The following is a 21,373-nucleotide window of genomic DNA, read 5'->3' on the forward strand; positions in this document are numbered from 1 at the left end:
CCGCGAAAACTGCGGGGCGTTTTTCTTTGGTGGGTTATTAAGCGGTTTTCAGTTCTTCCTGACGACGCTTCTGCATCCAGGTCTCGATCTGATCAACCTGCTCGGGCTTCAGGCGCAGTCCCAGTTTGTTTCGACGCCAGATCACATCCTGCGCTGTACGGGCATATTCCTTGTCCATCAGCCATTCGAGCTCACGCTCGGTCAGGGTCGCGCCAAAATCGACGCCCAGATCATCGGCCTGGACCGCGTCCCCGAGGATGATGCGTGCTTCGGTGCCGTACGCATGTACCAGACGGTGCGCCCATTTGTCGGTGAGGAATCCGTAGTCGGCCTTCAACCCGGCAACCAGTGCCTCGACCCCGTCGACCGGGAAATCCCCGCCCGGCAGAGCAACTCCCGCAGTCCAAGGGCCAGACAGGTCTGGGAAGTGCTCGGCCACCTTCTCCATCGCGCTTTCGGCAAGGCGGCGAAAGGTTGTGATCTTGCCACCAAACACGTTGAGGACCGGCGCACCTCCCTCGGCGTCCACTTTCAATGTGTAGTCCCGCGTGGCGGCCGTGGCGCTTTGCGCGCCATCATCATACAGCGGGCGAACACCGGAATAGGTCCAGACAATTTCGTCACGCGAGACCGGCTTCTTGAAGTATTTGGACGCGAAGGCGCACAGATAATCCTGCTCGGCCTCGGTGCAGACGGGCGGCTCGGACGGATCGGGGTGGTCCTGATCAGTGGTCCCGATCAGAGTAAAGTCCTGCTCATAGGGAATGGCGAAGATGATGCGCCCGTCCTCACCTTGGAAGAAGTAGCATTTATCATGGTCGTAGAGGCGCGGCGTCACGATATGGCTGCCGCGCACCAGCCGCACGCCCTCGCGTGAGTTCGAACGGATCTTGGTCCGGATAATGTCTCCAACCCACGGCCCGCCCGCATTGATCAGCATCCGCGCGCGCAGTTCACGGGTTTCACCGCTTTCGCAATCCTGCACGGTGATCCGCCAGACATCTTCGCTGCGTTCGGCCGACAGAACCTTGGTGCCGACCAAGATCCGCGCGCCGCGTGCCGCTGCATCGCGTGCGTTCAAGATCACCAGCCTTGAATCCTCGACCCAGCAATCTGAATACTCGTACGCGGTTTCGAACTTGTCCTGCAGCGGCGCGCCCTCGGGCGCCGTGCGCAGGTCCAATGAACTTGTTCCCGGCAGGATCTTCCGTCCGCCCAGGTTGTCATACATGAACAGCCCCAAACGGATCAGCCAAGCAGGCCTGCGCCCCTTCATCCACGGCATGACCGTCCCCAACAGGCGCGACGTGGGCGTTTCAGAGTCAAACCGCATGTCCGGGTGATAAGGCAGAACGAACCGCATCGGCCAACTGATATGCGGCATGGCACGCAATAGCGTTTCACGTTCGATCAGGGCCTCGCGGACCAAGCGGAACTCGAAATACTCCAGATAGCGCAGCCCTCCGTGAAACAGCTTGGTCGAGGCTGACGAGGTGGCCGAGGCCAGATCGTTCATCTCGGCGAGCGTGACGCTCAACCCGCGCCCTGCGGCGTCGCGCGCGATGCCGCAGCCATTGATGCCGCCACCGATGATGAAAAGATCGGTGATCTGGGTGTCCGGCTGTTTCATGGTCTGATGATTCCATTTGCAAAAGGGTCGCCCGCATTAACGCGACAGGCACTCGTTTAGTCAATTTTGTTTTTCGTTTTTGTTCGCTTTGTCGCATCTCGCACAACTTGATCGTCGTTGACCTCTAGTTCCTTGGATGTCAAAGCAAGAAAACATCGGGCTTGCGCCCGATGCTAAAAAAGAACAAAAACGAACAACGCCAAACCCGCGGAGCCGAATATGTCCCTGTCCTTTCGCCAATCCGACATCCTGAGCCTTGCCAAGCAAAACGGGCGCGTCGCGGTCGAGGATCTGGCCGAGCGGTTCAATGTCACCGTCCAGACCATTCGTCGGGACCTGTCGGAACTGTCCGATGCCGGGATGCTGGACCGCGTTCACGGCGGCGCGGTTCTGAGGTCGGGCGTTTCGAATATCGGTTACGAAGACCGCCGCGGATTGAACGACGAAGCAAAGACCCGCATTGCCAAAAGATGTGCCGCCGACATACCGGACGGGGCATCGGTGTTCATGAACATCGGCACCTCGACCGAGGCCGTGGCGCGGCAACTTCTGAGCCACAAGAACCTGATGGTCGTGACCAACAATATGAACGTGGCCAACATTCTGGTCGAAAACCCCGAATGCGAGATCGTGGTCGCTGGTGGTGTGCTGCGCCGCTCCGATGGTGGCCTGATCGGAAACCTGACCGTTTCGACCATTCGCCAGTTCAAGTTTGACTACGCGGTCATAGGGTGTTCTGCGTTGGATGACGAAGGCGATCTGCTGGATTTCGATTTTCAGGAAGTGAATGTCAGCCAGACGATCATCGCGCAGGCGCGGCATACCAGCCTTGTTGCAGACCACTCGAAATTCCAGCGCTCGGCTCCGGCCCGCATCACGTCATTGTCCGAAATCGACACGTTCTACACAGACGCTCCCGTCACATCCGAACTGGCGGCGCGCTGCCGCGAATGGCAGACCCAATTGGTGGTGTGCGGCTAGGGTTCGCTCGCACATAAGGCGAACGGCCGACACCGAAACTTGCCAGATGGCAGCGGGCCTGACAGTATCACCACTACTGCAATCGTTGCACGGGAGGGGAGGACCGAGCCATGATCGCGCTTTTATTTGCGTTACTTACAGCCGTTATGGCGCTGAATTACTTTGGACGGACAAAAGCCGGGAACGTGGTTTTCTTTCTCACGCTGGCGTTGAGCGTCTATTGGCTCAAGTTTCACGCCACAAGCCAGCTGACAATACAGTTGTAGAAAGGGACGATCATGACACCTGAACTGTCCCGTACTCTGAATGCCCTTGGAATGCTGGCCGTCAGCCTTGTTCTGCTGCTGGCCTATGTCTACCAGCTCAAGCTGTACGAACTACCCTGCCCGCTCTGCCTGTTGCAGCGAGTTGGCTTCGTTGCGGTTGGTGTCGGTCTGGGCCTGAACCTGCTTTATGGCCCGCGGCCCCAACACTATGCGATCATGCTGATTGCAGCCCTCTACGGCGGCAGCGTGTCGGTGCGGCAGATCCTTCTGCACATCGTGCCGGGAACCGGGCACTATGGCTCTCCGGTGTTGGGCCTGCACTACTATACCTGGGCGGCCATCTGCTTTTTCCTGATCCTGTTGGGCACAGCGATCATGCTGATGTTCGAGAAACAGTATGTCTCGGACACGCGCGCGGAACCACGCTTTGGCGGCAGCACATTGGCAAAGGTCGCGTTCTTCATCATGCTGGGTCTTGCGGTGCTGAACGCTGGTTCGACGCTGTTGGAATGCGGTCCGGGCATCTGCGCCGACCCGCCGACCAGCTACAAATTGATTGACGAACTGGACACCAACAACTGAGGATGGGGCAACCGTCCAGACAGGAGGCGCGACGATGGGACTACTGGGGCAGCCGCTGGGCTATTATGACTACCTGACATTCGTCGCGCTGATCCTGCTGCTGGCGGCGGTCATGGCCTTGTTTCTGTTCATCATGGGCCTGCCCGGCCGCATCGCAATCAAACGGAACCACCCCCATGCCGAAGCCGTCAAACTGATGGGATGGATGGGGTTTCTGGCGATCATCCCCTGGGTGCACGCCTTCATCTGGGCCTATCATGATGGCATGACCGTGGACATCCGCCGCCTGCCCGAGGGCGAGCGCGAAGCGATCCGCAAGGAAATCGAGCGCCTTGGCGGACAGGTCAAGGACGAATACCGGGCCCCTGCTGCCGACGACCCACAGAAAACCTGACGCCGAAGGAAATCCACCACTATGTTCGTCGCCCTCGGCATCACGCTTTTCTACATCATTTTTGTCTGGTTCATTTTCTTCAAAGCACAATGGCTCAAGTTCAACATTGTCTGGGGGATCGTGTCGTTCTGGGTTGGCGCCCATCTGCTGCTGATCTTTCTGGTCGCGCTGCGGTTCTTCCAACCCTTCTCGATCGACAGCCACGTGGTGCGGTCCACCATCCAGATCGTCCCGAAACTGACCCAACCGACCATCCTGACCGAGGTCTTGGTCGAACCCAACACGCCCATCACCAAGGGCGATCCGCTGTACCGGTTCGATGACACGGTGTTCAAGCTGGCCGTCGAGAACGCGCAAGCGCAACTGGTGGCTGCCGAGCAAAACGCCAAGATCCTTGAACAGGACGTGATCGCCTCGACCGAGGCGGTGGAGCGTGCCAATGCCCAGCTGGCCTACGCGATGACGCAGAAGGCGCGCTATGAAAACCTGGTGCCTGCCGGGGGCGCGCGTCAGGACGAACTGGACCGCTGGAACGAACAAGTGACCGAAGATCAGGCTGCGGTCAAACAGGCTGAGGCCAATCTTAGAAAAGCGCAACTTGCGCAGGAGTCACAGATCGACGGAGTGAACACCGGTATCCTTCAGGCCAAGGCGCAGCTGGCCGAAGCGCAGTATTTCCTCGACAATACAACGATCTACGCTCCTGAAAACGGTATGATCGTCTCGCAACAGGCCCGTCCCGGCCTTGTGGTGGGTGATATCCGACTTGGGGCCATCGCCAGCTTCGTGACCGAGGATTCTCCCTATATCCTGGCCACATACCGTCAGCAGAACCTGAAATTCGTCGAACCCGGTCAGCCCGTCGAAGTCGCGCTGGATCTTTATCCGGGTGAAATTCTGACCGGCAAGGTCGAGGCCATCTGGTGGGCCACACGGCAAGGGCAATACCTGCCCTCTGGCCGCCTGCCCGGGTTCGAGCTGCCCAAAATTCCCGGGCGCATCGCGGTGCAGATTTCGGTCGACGTACCCGAAGGGCATACCTTCCCCGCTGGCGGGCACGCGGCAGTGGCCATCTACACGGGACAAGGCAAAAGCTTCGAGTTTTTGCGCCGCATCAACATCCGCCTCTATTCCTTCGCCAACTTCATCCGACCGTTGGATATCTGAGCATGACACACATGAACCCGGACCGTCCGCGCAGGCCACGAAACCGCCGCCGCATGTTGATCGGCACCGCGCTGAGCGCCGCATTGCTGTTTGCCTGCACCCCGGTCGGGCCGGATTTCGTGCGGCCCAACTCGCCGGTCGTGAAACAGTGGATGGAGGCCAACAGCCCCAGCGCCAGCCAGGCCAGCGGGCTGACATCGCGCAGCGCCCCTGTGGTCAAATGGTGGCAGAGCTTCAATGATCCGACCCTGAACAAGCTGGTGGCCGAGGCCTATGCCCAGAACCTGACCCTTCAGGTCGCAGGCGCGCGCGTGTTGCAGGCCCGCGCGCAACTGGGCATCGCCTTCGGCGAGCTCTATCCGCAATCTCAGGCCGTGGGCGGCGCGTTGGAGCGGCGCCGGATCAGCGACAATCTCGGTCCCATCGCAGACATCAACCGCATCATTCCGCTGGATACCGAGTTCTCGACGTCGCAGGTGGGATTTGACGCCCAGTGGGAACTGGACGTCTGGGGGGCGCAGCGGCGCGGGGTGCAGGCGGCGCGGTCGAACCTGGCGCTACAGGTCGCCAACTATGACGACGCGCTGGTGACGCTGACGGGCGATGTGGCCGCGCTGTACATCAACATCCGCGCGCTGCAGGAGTCGCTGGCCGTCGCGCGCGAGAACATCAAGCTGCAGCAGGAAGCCAATGATCTGACCCAGTTGCGGTTCACCAATGGTGTGACGACGGAATTGGATGTGCAGGAGTCCACCGCCCTGCTGAACAACACCAAGGCGCTGGTGCCGACATTGGAAAGCGATTTGCAGCAGGCCAAGAACGCGCTGGCGGTTCTGCTGGGCACGACACCGTCGCGCATGACCGGCCTTCTGGGAACGTCAGGGCGAATTCCGTCAGCAAGATCGAACGTGGCTGTCGGCGTTCCGGCCGAACTGCTGCGTCGCCGCCCCGACGTTCGCGCGGCCGAACTGGCCGCAGCCACGCAATCTGCGCAGGTGGGCATCGCCATGGCGGACCTGTATCCGCAGTTCATCCTGTCGGGCTCGATCGGCCTGCAGGCGTCGGGCGGGCGCGACCTGTTCAGCTCGAACAGCACCACGGGTCTGGCCAGCGCCGGCGTGGTCTGGAATGTTCTGAACTATGGGCGGATCAAGAACAACGTACGTGCGCAGGACGCCGCCTATCAGGCGCTGATTGCCAACTATCAGAACACCGTTCTGACGGCTTATTCCGAGGTCGAAAGCGCCATGGTCGCCTATGCCCAGGCGCGCAAGCAGGTGTCGTTTTACCAACGCAGTGTCGACGCGGCGCGCAAGGCCGCCGACATCGCCGTCAGCCAGTATCGCGACGGCATCGCCGACTATTCCCGCGTGCTGAACACGCAGACCGCGCTTCTGCGCTCGCAAGCCAACCTGATCGAGGCGCGCCAGCAGGTGTCGTCGAACCTGGTCGCGGTCTACAAGGGTCTGGGCGGGGGCTGGCAGATCCGTCAAAACCAGGAGTTCCTGCCGGAAACCGTACTGGCCGAGATGTCCTATCGCACCGATTGGGGTGACCTGCTGCAGCAGGATCCGACACGGGCAAGTCTGAACTAGGCGCTATTTCGTCAGGCCCGTCAGGCCACCAGAGATCAGGATGTTCACCTCGTACAGGATGCGCGGCGCGGCCAGACCGCCTGGGCTGGCCAGATAGTTGGGGCTCCATTCCGGGTCGAACTTCTGCTTGAAGGCGCGCAGACCCTCGAAGTGGTAGAACTGCTCACCGTGCTCGTAGACGAAGCCGCCGATCCGGTTCCAGAGAGAGGCGAGTTGCCGGTTCTCGATCCCGGAAAACGGCGCGGCCCCCAACGAGAACCAATGGAACCCTTGGCCGGCGCCCCAGTTCATCATCTCGGCGAACAGAGCATCCATAACAAAGCTGGGGCAGTCGGGCGCGTACCGCATCAGATCCAGCGACAGTTCCGACTTGTTGCCGCCCTGAAACAGGTTGGCAAAAGCCACGATCTTGCCTGTCTCGCCGTTCTTCAGAACCGCATGATCGAAATAGGACAAATACTGCTCGTCGAACCCGCCCAGGGCAAAACCCTTTTCCGCGCCCGCCTTGCCTTCCAGCCAGTGATCCGAGATCTGGCGCAGCTCCGGCAGGACAGGTCCCAGCTGTTCTTTGGGAATGATCTCGAAGACATACCCTTCACGCTCGGCCCGGTTCCGGGCCTGACGGAACCGCTTGCGGGATTTGCCGTCAAGCGTGAAGTCCTTCAGCGGAACACGGGCGACCTCGCCGATCTTGAGGATCGAGAGGCCGAGGTCCAGAAACGTAGGCAGATACTTGGTGGACACGCTGTAAAATGCGCAGAGCTTGCCTTCGGCATCCGCCATCTCGCGCAACTGCCAGATCAGTTGCTGGCCGGCGGCCTCATCGCCGACAGGCTCGCCCTTGCTGATCAACGCGTTGCCGGAATCGGCATAGGCCAGAAAGGCGCTTTCATCTGGCGCGATCAGGAACTGCTTGTCGCCGGTCAGGCTGATCTGCGCCTCGGTGTCTTCGCTGGCCATTGCCAGACGTTCGACCGCCGCGGGGATCTCGGTGCGTTGACGTGCGGGGATCGTGCGTCCGAACAACGAGTTCACGGCCACCACCCCGACGATCACCGCCACCACCATGCTGGAGCGCAGGAACCGCGAGGCATCGCCGTTCCATGCAAACTCCCACCACAACGCGTTTTCGTATTCGACATGGGAATAGGCGAACAACCCGATCCAGAAGATCACCGCCAGCAACGTGAGCAGGCTGACCAGCCAGGGAATGTTCAGTCGGAAGATGGATGCGCCGCTGACCCGGTAGAACGCCCCGCGAAACAGGGCCAACAAACCGATGGCTGCAAGCATTCCGACGGCCTCATGCGTATCCAGCCCCTTGGCCAGTGATGCGAAGAACCCGGCCAGCATCAGGATCATGGCAACGATCCATGCCCGGTACAGCTTGCGGTACAGCCCCCTCGCCACAAGCAGCAGCAGAACGCCAATGGCGCTTCCGGCCAGATGCGATGCCTCGACGAAGGATAGGGGCAGAAACTCGCGCAGGATCCCCAGTTTCGTCGAGCTGGCAGGCAAGGTGCCGGACACCAGAAGAACCACACCGGCCACTGCTGCAATACCGGCAGCCACCATCGGCACGATTGGCCGGACGGCCCGATAAAACCAGGTGGCCGCGCCGCTGATGTGATGCCGGTGTGCCAGCGCCGAAGCGATAGCGATCGACAGGCTTGCGATGGCAAATGGCAAAAACGTGTAGACAACCCGGTAGAGCAGCAAGGCGGCAATCACGTCCGACCGGCCCGAGGCCCCCAGCCCTGCGATCAACGTGGCCTCGAACACACCGATTCCGCCCGGCGCATGGCTGAGAATCCCAACTGCGATTGCGCAGATATAGATGGTGAAGAAATAGGGATAACCGACGCCCAGATCGTCGGGCATCAGAACATAAAGAGCCATCGACGCGCCGAACAGATCCCCGATTGCGGCCAGTGTCAAAAAGCTGGCCAACTTGCCTCCGGGCAGGTCAAATCCCACCCCGCCAAAGGACAGCCGACGCCCGCCTTTGGCCAGCCATACAAACAGCACCAGCAGACCGGCCAGCAGGGCGACCCCGATGACCGTTTCAAGCGTTCCGCTGATCGGCAACGCTTGGGCGATCCCGTCCGGATGAAGCGTCATCATTCCGCCGAGGATCAGGATGAGGCCCATCCAGAAGGCCACCCATGATGTGGCGATCACGCCCGCGACCCGTCCCAGATCCAACCCCAGCGACGCATAGATCCGATAGCGGATCGCCGTACCCGTGATGTACGAAAATCCTAGGCAATTCGACACCGCATAGCCGCTGGCCCCGGCCATGGCCGCAATGCGAAGGGGGACCGTTCCCCCCGCCACGCTCTGCACGGCGAAGACGTCATAGAAGGACAGAGACAGAAAACTGAAAGCCGTCCAGAACACGGCAAGGAACATCACCCGCCAGGACGTTCCGGCAATGTCAGCTTGCACGTCCGACCATTTCACATGGCTCGACAGGTCGTGCAGCACCGTCAACGCGATCAGCGTTATCACCACAGGTATCGCCAACCTGACGATCGGCTGCTCCAACAGACCGGTCACCCGGGCAATCAGGATCTCCGCCCGCGAGTTTTCGCCTGGGTCTGCTGTGCTCATATTGATTTCCCTGCCCATGGGCTTGATCAAGCCTGCGGGAAAACTCTTGCACAAATCGTTTGGTATTCAAAGCTATGCCGCGCCGGTGAATGGCGGGCGGTTCAAAAGCGGCCTTTTCGAGTGGACAGAAGCAGATTGGTCTCGGAGCGGGTCACGCCTTCGATGCGGCGGATCTGGAACAGAACCTCGTCCAGTTCGGCCAGCGTCTCGGTCCCGATCTCGGCGATCAGGTCCCATCCGCCATTGGTGGAATGCACCGCCCGCACTTGCCGCATGGCTGCGATCCGGGCCATGATGCGCTCGGTCCCGCGCCCTTCGATTTCCAGCATCATCAGCCCGCGCACCGGGCTTTGCGCGACGTCCCGACGGGTCAGGACGGTAAAGCCCACAATCTCACCCGATTGCTTGAGCCGCTGCAGCCGGCTGCGCACGGTCGTCCGCGTTACACCCAGCACTTCTGCAAGCTCTGACAGGGACGCGCGAGCGTCTCGGTGAAGGGCGCTGAGCAAGCGGCTGTCCAGATCGTCCATTTCGTGTTTCCAATTTGGATTTTCAGATTTCATTTTGAGCATTTTGCCTCCTTCACGCAACCCGCTTTGCACCGCTAAATGAACGTATGGATACCAAATCAGTCATTCTCGTTGGTGCCGGCATGGACGTCGGCAAGCGGCGCCAGGGTTGCCGGATGGGACCCGACGCGTACCGCGTGGCCGGAATCGCCGAGGCTCTGTCCGACCTCGGGCACACGGTCACAGACTTTGGCGACACCCGCCCGGACACTGTCGACATGCCGCAACATGATCACCTCTTTGCCCTACCCGAATGCGTAGGGTGGACGCGGGCTTTGAAACGGGTCGCGCAACAGGCGGCCCAACAAGGTCTGCCGATCTTCATGGGCGGGGACCACGCCCTGTCGATGGGCACGGTCTCGGGCATGGCCGCCCATGCGCAGCAGATCGGGCGCCCGCTGTTCGTTCTTTGGCTGGACGCGCACAGCGATTTCCACACGCCCAACAGCACCGGCAGCGGCAACCTGCATGGCACACCGGTCGCCTATTTCACCGGTCAGCCCGGGTTCGACGCTTTCCCCGCTTTGGATGCTCCGATACCCACGGACCGCGTCGGTATGATCGGCCTGCGCTCGGTCGATCCGGCCGAGCGCGCCGCGCTGGAGAAAGACCGCGCCATGCTGGCCGACATGCGCAGCATCGACGAACACGGCATCAAGGCCCCGCTGATGGCCTTTCTGGACCGCGTCCGCGCCGCGAACGGCATCCTGCATGTCTCGCTGGACGTGGATTTCCTTGACCCCGCCATCGCGCCGGCCGTCGGCACCACGGTTCCCGGCGGCGCCACCGAACGCGAGGCGCATCTGGCCATGGAACTGCTGCACGAAAGCGGGCTGGTCTGCTCGCTGGACCTGGTCGAGCTGAACCCCTTTCTTGATGAACGCGGCCGAACCGCGAAACTGATGGTCGACCTGGCCGCCTCGCTGCTGGGCCGCCGCATCTTCGACCGCATTACCCGGAGCTTCTGATGCATTCCCTTCAGGCCCCTTCGGCGGTGGTCATGATCCGGCCACACGCCTTTGCCTCGAACCCCGAGACCCGCGACGACAATGCGTTCCAGACGCTGGCCAACCGCTCGGCCGAGGCAACCTCGGCCGCCGCCCGCGACGAGCATGACCGCGCGGTCGAGCAACTGCGCAACGCCGGCGTGACCGTGCATGTGTTCGACGATTTCGGTGACAGCGACACGCCCGACAGCGTGTTTCCGAACAACTGGTTCTCGACCCATCCGGGCGGGCACGTGGCGATCTATCCGATGTTCGTTCCCTCGCGCCGGCGCGAACGTCGGATGGATGTGATCGAGATGCTGAAACGCGATTATCGCGTACAGGACGTGATCGACTATTCCGGCCTCGAGCAGGACAACCTCGCGCTGGAGGGTACCGGTGCGATGGTGCTCGATCACGTCGGGCGCATTGCCTATACCGTCAAATCCAACCGTGCCGACCCGGTGCTGTTGGAACGGTTCTGCACCCATTTCAACTACGAGCCCATCGCCTTCGAGGCCCGCGACGCGCAAGGCCGCGATGTCTATCACACCAATGTGCTGATGGGGATCGGCACGCATTACGCCCTGATCTGTCTGGACATGATCACCGACCCCGAGCGGCGCGCGACCGTGAAGGCGCGGCTCGAGGAGTCCGGCCGCACGGTGATCGACCTGACCCATGACCAGATCGCCGAATTTGCCGGAAACGCCATCGAACTGACGGGCCGTGACGGGCTGGTTCTGGCGCTGTCCAGCCGGGCTTTGGCCGCGCTGCGCCCGGATCAGATCGACATCATCCACGACAGCGCGACGCCCCTGCCGCTGTCCGTACCCACCATCGAAACCGCCGGCGGGTCGGTGCGCTGCATGATCGCAGGCATCCACCTGTCACGCCGCTAGGAGAGACCCCATGCAACCTTCCGACAAGGCGCTTGTTCCCTTCGTATCCGTCGACAACATGATGCGGCTGATCCACCACATCGGTGTCGAAAGAATGATTATCGAGATCGCCACCCAGATCGAGGACGATTTCAAACGGTGGGAGAGCTTTGACAAGACCCCGCGCATCCCGGCCCATTCCCCGCATGGCGTGATCGAACTGATGCCGACCTCGGATGGCGAGGCCTATGGGTTCAAATATGTGAACGGCCACCCCAAGAACACGTCCGAGGGCTTGCAGACCGTCACCGCGTTCGGCCTGCTTGCGGACGTGTACACCGGGTATCCGACCCTGTTGACCGAGATGACGATGTTGACGGCGCTGCGCACCGCGGCCACTTCGGCGCTTGTCGGCAAGTACCTGGCCCCCAAGAATGCGTCCACGATGGCGATGATCGGCAATGGCGCGCAGTCCGAATTCCAGTGCCTGGCCTTCAAGGCCATGTGCGGGATTGATACCGTTCGCCTTTTTGACATCGATCCCGCCGCCACCGCGAAATGCGCGGCCAACTTGCAGGGGACCGGGTTGAACGTGGTTTCGTGCCGCTCGGCTGAAGAGGCGATCGAGGGCGCGCAGATCATCACCACCTGCACCGCCGACAAGAAATATGCCACCATCCTGACTGACAACATGGTCGGTCCGGGCGTGCATATCAACGCGATCGGAGGCGACTGCCCCGGCAAGACCGAATTGCATCGCGACATACTTCTGCGGTCCGACATCTTCGTGGAATACCCCGAGCAGACCCGGATCGAAGGTGAAATTCAGGCCCTGGACCCTGACCACCCGGTCACCGAGATGTGGCAGGTCATCACCGGTCAGGCCGAAGGTCGCCGTGACGACCGGCAGATCACTCTGTTCGACAGCGTCGGTTTCGCGATCGAGGACTTCTCGGCCCTGCGCTACGTCAAGCGCGCGATCGAGGGAACCGAGTTCTTCGAACCCCTGGACATGCTGGCCGACCCGGACGATCCGCGCGACCTGTTTGGCATGCTCATGCGGGCAAAGTGAGCCGTTTCGCCCGATTTAGACGTTAGGCCGGATGGGGACGCTGCCCCCGTTCAGTCTTTGCGACACCGAGGTATTGGGTCCACTGCGGCACCGAGACTTCGTGCCGCCCGAATTTTCTATGCGCGCGGCAGAGCCATGCATCACAGCCCGTGCCTGGATTGCCCAAAACCTCAGCCGGCAAGCGATGGCAGATACAGAACGATCGCCGGAAACGCGACCAGCAGCGCAATCGTCACCGCATCAGCGACAAAGAACGGGGCCACGCCCTTGAACACGTCCTGAACGCTCAGGTCCGGGCGCACGCCAGCGACCACGAAGCAGTTCAGGCCGATTGGCGGCGTGATCAGACAGAACTCGGCCATCTTGACCACCAGAATGCCAAACCAGATCGCGCACATGGGGCCCGACATGCCAAATGTGCTGTCGGCCGCGCTTACCGCCTCGCCCCCGTTCAGGGCCATGACGGCAGGATAGACCACCGGCAGAGTCAGCAGCAGCATCCCGATTGCATCCATGAACATGCCAAGCACGGCATAGGCCAACAGGATACAGATCAGGATCAGCATGGGTGACATATGGAGGGAAGTAATCCAATCCGAGAACGCTCCGGGCAGGTCGGCGAAACCCAGAAAGCGCACGTAGATCAAGACACCCCAGATGATCGAGAAGATCATCGCCGTCAGCTTGGCGGTTTCCAACAGCGCCGACTTCAGCTCGGTCCAGCGCATGCCGTGGAACAGCGCAAAGCAGAACACGATGAATGCACCGATTGCGCCGCCCTCGGTCGGCGTTCCCCACGCCTTGTCACCAAATGGGTTGTAGACAAAACAGATGATGATCAGGATTACCGCGAAGATCGGCAGCGCACCGGGCAACGCGGCAAAGCGCTGTTTCCAGGTAAAGCCCCGCACCGGCGGACCCACGTTTTTGAAGAAAACCGCTATACCGATGATCAGCAGTCCGTAGATCACCGCCGAAAACGCACCTGGGATGAACCCGGCGAGCAGCAGTTTGCCCACGTCCTGCTCGACGATGATCGCGTAGATCACGAGGATCGCGGAAGGTGGGATCAGCGACGCCAAAGTACCGCCTGCGGCCACGACGCCTGCGGCAAACCTTTTGTTGTAGCCGACGTCCAGCATCTCGGGGATGGCAATGCGGGCAAAGACGGCCGACGTAGCCACTGACGCGCCTGACACGGCTGCAAAGCCGGCCGTCGCGAAAACCGTGGACACCGCCAAACCACCCGGCACCCAGGCGACCCAGCGCTTGGCCGCTTCGAACAACGCCCGGGTCAATCCCGCGTAATAGGCCAGGTATCCGATCAGGATGAAAGTTGGGATCAGGCTGAGCGTGTGCGAGGCCACTTTGGAATGCGGCACCTGCCCCGCCGTCTTGACGGCAACGGTCAAAGCCTTACCAAACCGATCCGGGTCGTATCCGAATTTGGCCCAGAATATCCAGACCAGCCCTACCAGCCCTGCAAGGCCTGCGGCAAACGCAACGCGCATGCCCGCGACGACAAGAACCAGCAGGCCGCCCGTGACCCACAGGCCGATTTCAATCGTGTCCATTTGTCAGCCCTGCCTCTCAAACTGCTCGGCTTCGGCCGCGGCCTGCGCGGCGGCGTCCTGGATCAGCGGCACCGCAACCGGAGATTCCAGCCCCAACAGGAACGCCCGACCATACCCCCAGATCTGGAGACACAACCGCAGACACAAAACGGAGAAGGCAACTGGCGCCAACAGCTTGGCGGGCCAGATCGGAATACCGATGTCGATCGAGCTGTCACGGCTCCACATCGGTGCGCCGAAATCAAACGATCGATCGAAATGGGACCAGCTGCCCCAGACCAACGCCAACATCAGGACAAGGATCAACACGACCGAAATCAGCTCGAACAACCACATTGCGCGCCCGTGCAGACGTGCAATCACAATGTCCATGCGGATGTGCCCGCCGTCCCGCTGAACGTAGGAAATGCCAAGAAACGCGATCAGAGGCATGGCCTGCTCGATCCAGTCGACATAGCCCGGCAATGGGGCGTTGATCGCGTTGCGGCCGCTGACGGACACAACAGCCAACACCATCAAACCGAAAACGGCGATGCCACTGAGAAGGGCCAGAAATCGTTCAAGTCGCAGCAATTGCCGGTCGAGACGGCTCAGGAGGCTGCCGTCCTCCAATACCGTGGCGTGTCCTGCCATCCGGTTGTCCCCTGTTCCAGATGATTCCGGGGGCATTTCAGCCCCCGGCTGTTTTTATCAGTTGCCGCCGCGCTGCTGCTTCAGCGTTGCCTGCACCAGATCATACAGATCCTGCGCCGGCAGGCCTTGCGCGGACATGTCGGCAATCCACTGGTCGCGGATCGGGTCGGCCGCCTTGGCACGGAACTCGTCCAGAACGGAGTCATCGATCATGACTTTCTGAACGCCCTTTTCTTCGAGCACGCCATCCCACTTTTTCAGCAGCTCACCGTAGTTGGTCAGGTAGTGGTCAATCGCCTCGTCGATCGAGCTGTCCAGCGCCTCACGGTGCTCCGGCGGCAATGCTTCATAGGCGTCGATGTTCACGACCACCGGGCAGTTCACCGTGCCGGGGTTCAGGTTCGCGGTCCACCAGTCGGCCTCATTGATGGTGCCGAACGACAGGTGTGCGTGCTGAGCAAATGCGACGGTGTCCACGACACCGGACTGCATCGCATTATAGGCTTCGGTCGCCGGAACCGATGTCGGAACGGCACCAACGGCCTCGAACGCCTGACCAAGGCCCCCGGTCGCACGAACGCGCATACCTTCAAACTCTGCCAGTTCGTCACGCGGCTCGCCTGTCCCGACCAGATTGTACTGCGGCATCGGAGAGGTCATGAGGATCCGAGCGTTCCACTTGGCCATCTCTTCCTTGACCGCAGGATGATCGTAGACCGCGTGGCTGACGGCCACTTCCTCATCCAGTGTGTTCACGCCCAGAAACGGCAGTTCCAGAACGGTGATCGCGCGGTTCTTGTCGCGATGATAACCAGCGCAGAACTGGGCCATCTCGAAGGCGCCGATTTCGATGCCGTCCAGGTTTTCCTTGGGCTTGGAAAGGCCGCCATAGCTGACGTTGATGGTGAACGCGCCATCGGTTTTCTCGCTGACCAGTTCGGCCAGTTTCTCAACATGTTCGGTGAAGGCGCGGCGCTTGCCCCAGACCGAGGCATTCCACTCGGTCGCAGCCGCCTCGGTGACAAAAGCAACGCCAAGGGCGGCGATGGCCGCTCCGCTCAACATCTTGTTCATAATGATCTCTCCCATTGGTGCACCCCCTCCCGGGGCGCTTGCGAGTCAAGCTAGCGCCAACATCGACACGTGCCAAGCCCCGCTGCCCGAATGGTACACTCGCGCAAGCGGTGATTTCTGCACGGCCCAGAAAGCCGGGCCGACACGTTCGACCCACAGGAGAAAAGACGTCGTCCTGGACCGTTAACAGTTCTTGGATCTTTAAATTATTGTTTTTTATCATGTTATCGCAAACTCAACTCGGTCGAATTTACAAAAAGCCCCGAGAAACGGAAAGTTGTTTACAAACAAATCCAAGGATTACGGCAATTTATTTCTTTCTTTTCTCGAAGGCGTATTATCCCGACCGGGGAGGAAACGGATCGACAATGCCAATCAATTGGGCAAACTCGGTCCACCTGAAGTCCAGTCAGAGGGAGGAGCCTCAGAATGACCACCGCTGCCCAGGCAGAAGCCAAGGTATTTCCGCCATCCGCAGAAACCGTCGCTCGCGCTCATGTCGATGCCGAAAAATACACCCAGATGTACGAGGCATCTGTCAATGACCCCGTGAAATTCTGGGGTGAGCATGGCAAGCGGATCGACTGGATCAAGCCCTACACCCAGGTCAAGGACGTCAACTACGACTTCGGCTCGGTCAAGATCAACTGGTATGCTGACGGCACGCTGAACGTCTCGGCCAACTGCCTGGACCGTCACCTGAAGACCCGCGGCGATCAGACCGCGATCATCTGGGAACCGGATGATCCGAACGACGAAGCCCAGCACATCACCTATGCCGAGCTGCACCGCCGCACCTGCCGTATGGCCAACATCCTCGAATCGATGGGCGTGCGCAAAGGCGACCGGGTCGTCATCTATCTGCCGATGATCCCCGAGGCCGCCTATGCCATGCTGGCCTGCGCCCGCATCGGCGCGATCCACTCGATCGTGTTTGCCGGCTTCTCGCCTGACGCACTGGCCGCTCGGGTCAACGGTTGTGACGCCAAGGTCATCATCACCGCCGACGAAGCCCCGCGCGGCGGCCGCAAGACTCCGCTGAAATCGAACGCCGACGCCGCGCTGCTGCATTGCAAGGACACGGTAAAGTGTCTGGTGGTCAAGCGCACCGGTGGCCAGACCACCTGGATCGACGGGCGCGACTACGACTACAACGAAATGGCGCTGGAGGCCGACGACTATTGCGCCCCGGCCGAGATGAACGCCGAAGACCCGCTGTTCATCCTCTACACCTCGGGCTCGACCGGACAGCCGAAAGGTGTGGTGCACACCACGGGTGGGTATCTGGTTTACGCCGCGATGACCCACGAAATCACCTTCGACTATCATGACGGCGACATCTACTGGTGCACCGCCGATGTGGGCTGGGTCACTGGCCACAGCTATATCGTCTATGGCCCGTTGGCCAATGGCGGCACCACACTGATGTTCGAAGGCGTGCCGACCTATCCCGACGCCTCGCGGTTCTGGCAGGTTTGCGAGAAGCACAAGGTCAACCAGTTCTACACGGCACCGACCGCGATCCGCGCACTTATGGGTCAGGGCAACGAGTTCGTAGAAAAATGCGACCTGAGTTCCCTGAAAACACTCGGCACGGTGGGCGAACCCATCAACCCCGAAGCCTGGAACTGGTACAATGACGTGGTCGGCAAGGGCAAATGCCCGATCGTTGACACCTGGTGGCAGACCGAGACCGGTGGCCACATGATGACCCCCCTGCCCGGCGCGCATGCGACCAAGCCCGGCTCGGCGATGAAGCCCTTCTTTGGCGTTCAACCCGTCGTGCTGGATCCGCAGTCGGGTGTCGAAATCACCGGAAACGGAGTCGAAGGCGTGCTGTGCATCAAGGACAGCTGGCCGGGCCAAATGCGTACCGTCTGGGGCGACCATGAGCGGTTCGAGAAGACCTATTTCTCGGACTACAAGGGGTATTACTTCACCGGTGACGGCTGCCGCCGCGACGAAGATGGCGATTACTGGATCACGGGCCGCGTCGATGACGTGATCAACGTTTCGGGCCACCGCATGGGCACCGCAGAAGTCGAAAGCGCGCTGGTGGCTCACGCCGCGGTCGCCGAAGCGGCCGTCGTTGGTTATCCCCATGAAATCAAGGGCCAAGGCATCTATTGCTACGTCACCCTGATGAATGACCGAGAGCCCTCGGATGAATTGCTGAAAGAGCTCCGCACATGGGTTCGGACAGAAATCGGCCCGATCGCCAGCCCCGACGTGATCCAATGGGCCCCGGGCCTGCCCAAGACGCGTTCGGGCAAAATCATGCGCCGCATTCTGCGCAAGATCGCCGAGAACGACTTCGGCTCGCTGGGCGACACCTCGACCCTGGCCGACCCGTCCGTCGTCGAAGATCTGATCGCCAACCGGGCCAACAAGTGAGGGCGTGATGCAGGTTGAAACAATCACAAAGCCCGCTGTCCTGATCCTTCTCGGCCCTCCGGGCGCCGGGAAGGGCACACAGGCGCGAATGCTGGAACAGAAATTTGGCCTGGTGCAGCTTAGCACCGGCGACCTGCTGCGCGCCGCGGTTGCTGCCGGGACCGAGGCCGGAAAGGCCGCAAAAGCGGTGATGGAAGCCGGCGACCTAGTCAGCGATGATATCGTCATCGCGATCCTGCGCGATCGCATTGCCGAGCCCGATTGCGCGCGCGGTGTCATCCTGGATGGGTTTCCCCGCACCACGGTTCAGGCCGAAGCGTTGGACAGGCTGCTGGCCGAAAACGGACAGAAGGTTAATGCGGCCATCAGCCTCGAGGTCAAGGACGCCGAGATGGTCACCCGGATCGCCGGACGCTACACCTGTGCAATGTGCGGTGAAGGCTATCACGATCAATACAAGCAGCCGAAGTTGGACGGTGTATGTGACAAGTGCGGCAGCACCGAATTCAGCCGCCGCGCCGATGACAATGCCGAAACTGTGGCGTCCCGGCTGGAGGCCTATCACGAACAAACCGCTCCACTGATCGACTACTACAAGGATCGCGGCGTACTCAGAAAACTGGATGCCATGGGGCAGATCGATCAGATCGCCCATGGCCTGGAAAGCATCGTGGGCGACGCGATGCGGTAAGGGGAAGAGGACTCCCCAAAGCGGGCACTGACCCCGACACGAGTTTCTTCAACGGAACCGCTCTGGCGGACCGGAGAAGCTTTGCCTGGCGCCATCGCGGCGCTCGGCGCAATCGAATGGCGGCCCTTCGCCGGAGGACAAATGCACCGGGCCGCCTTGGAGGAACCAAGGAGGAAACCGCAATGGCGGATAATTCAACAAACTCCGCGCAGACTGCCGAGTCCGACAAGGGCTATTGGCAGGCAAACCTGCGTCTCATCTACATCAGCCTCATCATCTGGGCGCTGGTATCTTTCGGGTTCGGCATTCTGCTGCGCCCGTTGCTGTCGGGCATCGCCGTCGGCGGCACCGACCTGGGCTTCTGGTTCGCGCAGCAAGGCTCGATCCTGGTCTTTCTGGCGCTGATCTTCTTCTACGCCTGGCGCATGAACAAGCTGGATGCCGAATACGGCGTCGAAGAAGAATAAGGGAGCGACGGAACAATGGATCAGTTTACCATCAACCTGCTGTTCGTGGGCGCGTCGTTCGCGCTCTACATCGGCATCGCGATCTGGGCCCGCGCGGGGTCCACGTCGGAATTCTACGCCGCCGGGCGCGGCATTCACCCGGTCACCAACGGCATGGCCACGGCGGCCGACTGGATGTCGGCGGCCTCGTTCATCTCGATGGCGGGCCTGATTGCCTTTACCGGCTATGACAACAGCTCGTTTCTGATGGGCTGGACCGGCGGCTACGTGCTGCTGGCGCTGCTGCTGGCGCCCTATCTGCGCAAATTCGGCAAGTACACGGTTTCGGAATTCATCGGCGACCGTTTCTACAGCCAAACCGCACGTGTCGTGGCCGTGATCTGTCTGATCGTGGCCTCGGTCACCTATGTGATCGGCCAGATGACCGGCGTCGGCGTGGCCTTTGGCCGCTTTCTGGAGGTGTCGAACACCACCGGTCTGCTGATCGGCGCAGGCGTCGTGTTCGCCTACGCGGTGTTCGGCGGCATGAAGGGCGTGACCTATACTCAGGTCGCGCAGTACTGTGTGCTGATCACCGCCTACACGATCCCGGCGATCTTCATCTCGCTGCAGCTGACCGGCAACCCGATCCCGGCCCTGGGCCTGTTCGGCGACACCGCCGGCGGCGAGCCGCTGCTGACCAAGCTGGATGCCATCGTGGCCGAGCTGGGCTTTGCGGAATACACCGCTCATCATTCGAACACGCTGAACATGGTTCTGTTCACCCTGTCGCTGATGATCGGCACCGCCGGCCTGCCCCACGTCATCATGCGGTTCTTCACCGTTCCCAAAGTGTCTGACGCACGTTGGTCGGCCGGTTGGGCGCTGGTGTTCATCGCGCTGCTGTACCTGACCGCCCCCGCGGTCGGCGCCATGGCCCGCCTGAACATCACCGACATGATGTGGCCCAATGGCGGTATCGAAGGTGGCGCGGTTTCGGTCGAGCAGATCGACAACGATGCCCGCTATGACTGGATGGCCACCTGGCAGAAAACCGGCCTTCTGGACTGGGAAGACAAGAACGGCGACGGCAAGATCCAGTACTACAACGATCAGAACGCCGACATGCAGGCGCTTGCCGAAGAAAAGGGCTGGGTCGGCAACGAGTTGACCAAGTTCAACCGCGACATCCTGGTTCTGGCCAACCCCGAAATCGCCAACCTGCCGGGTTGGGTGATTGGTCTGGTCGCGGCCGGTGGTCTTGCGGCTGCGCTTTCGACCGCTGCGGGCCTGCTGCTGGCAATCTCGTCGGCGGTGTCGCACGACCTGATCAAGGGCTCGATCAACCCGAGCATCTCGGAAAAGGGCGAGCTTCTGGCGGCGCGGATCGCAATGGCCGTAGCCATCGTGGTCGCCACCTATCTGGGCCTCAACCCTCCGGGCTTTGCGGCGCAAACCGTGGCGTTGGCCTTCGGTCTGGCGGCGGCCTCGATCTTCCCGGCGCTGATGATGGGGATCTTCTCGACCCGCATCAACAACACCGGCGCGGTCGCAGGCATGCTGGCTGGTCTGACCGTGACCCTGGTCTACATCTTCCTGCACAAGGGCTGGCTGTTCATTCCGGGCACCAACTCGTTCACCGATGCAGACCCGCTGCTGGGTCCGATCAAATCGACCTCGTTCGGTGCGATCGGTGCCATGGTCAACTTCGGCGTCGCCTATGTGGTGGCCGGCATGACCAAGGAAACCCCGCAGGAGATCAAAGATCTGGTCGAAAGCGTGCGCATTCCCCGTGGTGCGGGCGCGGCTCAGGACCACTGAGCCG

General features: G+C 61.1%; 19 protein-coding genes. 13 read left to right on the forward strand and 6 right to left on the reverse strand.

Translation table 11 applies throughout. The features are described 5' to 3' along the window. Positions 1-37: 37 nt before the first annotated feature. Positions 38-1,630: a glycerol-3-phosphate dehydrogenase gene (glpD, locus tag ACR0FC_RS06175; RefSeq protein ID WP_170338999.1), complete on the reverse strand. Its 1,593-nt coding sequence runs from the start codon at positions 1,628-1,630 to the stop codon at positions 38-40. Between the two features lie 219 nt (positions 1,631-1,849). On the opposite strand from glpD, the gene ACR0FC_RS06180 reads away from it, so the two are divergent. From ACR0FC_RS06180 to ACR0FC_RS06205, 6 genes are all read left to right on the forward strand, one after another. Then, positions 1,850-2,611, forward strand: a complete 762-nt coding sequence (locus ACR0FC_RS06180; RefSeq protein ID WP_170339001.1) for a DeoR/GlpR family DNA-binding transcription regulator — start codon at positions 1,850-1,852, stop codon at positions 2,609-2,611. A 110-nt stretch (positions 2,612-2,721) separates the two neighbouring features. Beyond that, positions 2,722-2,877: a DUF5993 family protein gene (locus ACR0FC_RS06185; protein WP_170339565.1), complete on the forward strand. Its 156-nt coding sequence runs from the start codon at positions 2,722-2,724 to the stop codon at positions 2,875-2,877. 12 nt (positions 2,878-2,889) lie between these two features. Next, on the forward strand, positions 2,890-3,459 hold the full coding sequence (locus tag ACR0FC_RS06190) for a disulfide bond formation protein B (protein WP_170339003.1): 570 nt from the start codon (positions 2,890-2,892) through the stop codon (positions 3,457-3,459). A gap of 34 nt (positions 3,460-3,493) precedes the next feature. Beyond that, a complete protein-coding gene (locus tag ACR0FC_RS06195) occupies positions 3,494-3,853 on the forward strand; it encodes a DUF3302 domain-containing protein (protein WP_093961840.1) in 360 nt (119 codons plus the stop codon). A 21-nt stretch (positions 3,854-3,874) separates the two neighbouring features. Further along, positions 3,875-5,020 (forward strand): HlyD family secretion protein, encoded by a 1,146-nt coding sequence (locus ACR0FC_RS06200; protein ID WP_170339005.1) that lies wholly within the window; start codon positions 3,875-3,877, stop codon positions 5,018-5,020. Positions 5,021-5,022: 2 nt separating this feature from the next. Then, the gene (locus ACR0FC_RS06205) at positions 5,023-6,615 is read left to right on the forward strand and encodes an efflux transporter outer membrane subunit (RefSeq protein WP_170339007.1); all 1,593 of its coding nucleotides are present in this window, start codon (positions 5,023-5,025) and stop codon (positions 6,613-6,615) included. A 3-nt stretch (positions 6,616-6,618) separates the two neighbouring features. Here the strand turns inward: ACR0FC_RS06205 and mprF are convergent, their stop codons facing one another. Together mprF and ACR0FC_RS06215 are read right to left on the reverse strand one after the other, a co-directional pair. Continuing rightward, the gene (gene mprF, locus ACR0FC_RS06210; RefSeq protein WP_170339009.1) at positions 6,619-9,228 is read right to left on the reverse strand and encodes a bifunctional lysylphosphatidylglycerol flippase/synthetase MprF; all 2,610 of its coding nucleotides are present in this window, start codon (positions 9,226-9,228) and stop codon (positions 6,619-6,621) included. A 101-nt stretch (positions 9,229-9,329) separates the two neighbouring features. Further along, positions 9,330-9,758: an Lrp/AsnC family transcriptional regulator gene (locus ACR0FC_RS06215; RefSeq protein ID WP_093961837.1), complete on the reverse strand. Its 429-nt coding sequence runs from the start codon at positions 9,756-9,758 to the stop codon at positions 9,330-9,332. Positions 9,759-9,844: 86 nt separating this feature from the next. Here ACR0FC_RS06215 and rocF point away from each other — a divergent pair, with 86 nt between their 5' ends. Genes rocF through ACR0FC_RS06230 form a run of 3 tightly spaced genes read left to right on the forward strand, consistent with a single transcriptional unit; the run spans position 9,845 to position 12,736 of the window. Then, on the forward strand, positions 9,845-10,765 hold the full coding sequence (gene rocF, locus ACR0FC_RS06220) for an arginase (protein ID WP_170339011.1): 921 nt from the start codon (positions 9,845-9,847) through the stop codon (positions 10,763-10,765). Continuing rightward, on the forward strand, positions 10,765-11,685 hold the full coding sequence (gene ctlX, locus ACR0FC_RS06225) for a citrulline utilization hydrolase CtlX (protein WP_170339013.1): 921 nt from the start codon (positions 10,765-10,767) through the stop codon (positions 11,683-11,685). The genes rocF and ctlX overlap by 1 nt, the downstream gene beginning before the upstream one ends. Positions 11,686-11,695: 10 nt before the next feature. Next, positions 11,696-12,736, forward strand: a complete 1,041-nt coding sequence (locus ACR0FC_RS06230) for an ornithine cyclodeaminase (RefSeq protein ID WP_170339014.1) — start codon at positions 11,696-11,698, stop codon at positions 12,734-12,736. A gap of 170 nt (positions 12,737-12,906) precedes the next feature. Here the strand turns inward: ACR0FC_RS06230 and ACR0FC_RS06235 are convergent, their stop codons facing one another. The 3 genes from ACR0FC_RS06235 to ACR0FC_RS06245 are packed head-to-tail and all read right to left on the reverse strand — an operon-like array spanning position 12,907 to position 16,017. Beyond that, positions 12,907-14,310, reverse strand: coding sequence for a TRAP transporter large permease (locus ACR0FC_RS06235; protein ID WP_170339016.1), 1,404 nt, complete (start codon positions 14,308-14,310; stop codon positions 12,907-12,909). Between the two features lie 3 nt (positions 14,311-14,313). After that, entirely contained in the window at positions 14,314-14,943 is a 630-nt protein-coding gene (locus tag ACR0FC_RS06240; RefSeq protein ID WP_170339018.1) for a TRAP transporter small permease subunit, read from the reverse strand. A gap of 57 nt (positions 14,944-15,000) precedes the next feature. After that, the gene (locus tag ACR0FC_RS06245; RefSeq protein WP_170339465.1) at positions 15,001-16,017 is read right to left on the reverse strand and encodes a C4-dicarboxylate TRAP transporter substrate-binding protein; all 1,017 of its coding nucleotides are present in this window, start codon (positions 16,015-16,017) and stop codon (positions 15,001-15,003) included. Positions 16,018-16,446: 429 nt separating this feature from the next. On the opposite strand from ACR0FC_RS06245, the gene acs reads away from it, so the two are divergent. From acs to ACR0FC_RS06265, 4 genes are all read left to right on the forward strand, one after another. Continuing rightward, entirely contained in the window at positions 16,447-18,411 is a 1,965-nt protein-coding gene (gene acs, locus ACR0FC_RS06250; protein WP_170339021.1) for an acetate--CoA ligase, read from the forward strand. Positions 18,412-18,418: 7 nt separating this feature from the next. Continuing rightward, positions 18,419-19,102 (forward strand): adenylate kinase, encoded by a 684-nt coding sequence (locus ACR0FC_RS06255; RefSeq protein ID WP_170339023.1) that lies wholly within the window; start codon positions 18,419-18,421, stop codon positions 19,100-19,102. 182 nt (positions 19,103-19,284) lie between these two features. Next, positions 19,285-19,569: a DUF4212 domain-containing protein gene (locus ACR0FC_RS06260; RefSeq protein ID WP_093962930.1), complete on the forward strand. Its 285-nt coding sequence runs from the start codon at positions 19,285-19,287 to the stop codon at positions 19,567-19,569. Between the two features lie 15 nt (positions 19,570-19,584). Then, entirely contained in the window at positions 19,585-21,369 is a 1,785-nt protein-coding gene (locus ACR0FC_RS06265) for a sodium:solute symporter family protein (protein ID WP_170339025.1), read from the forward strand. Positions 21,370-21,373 lie beyond the last annotated feature (4 nt).

It is taken from the genome of Ruegeria sp. BB9 (genome assembly GCF_056539345.1).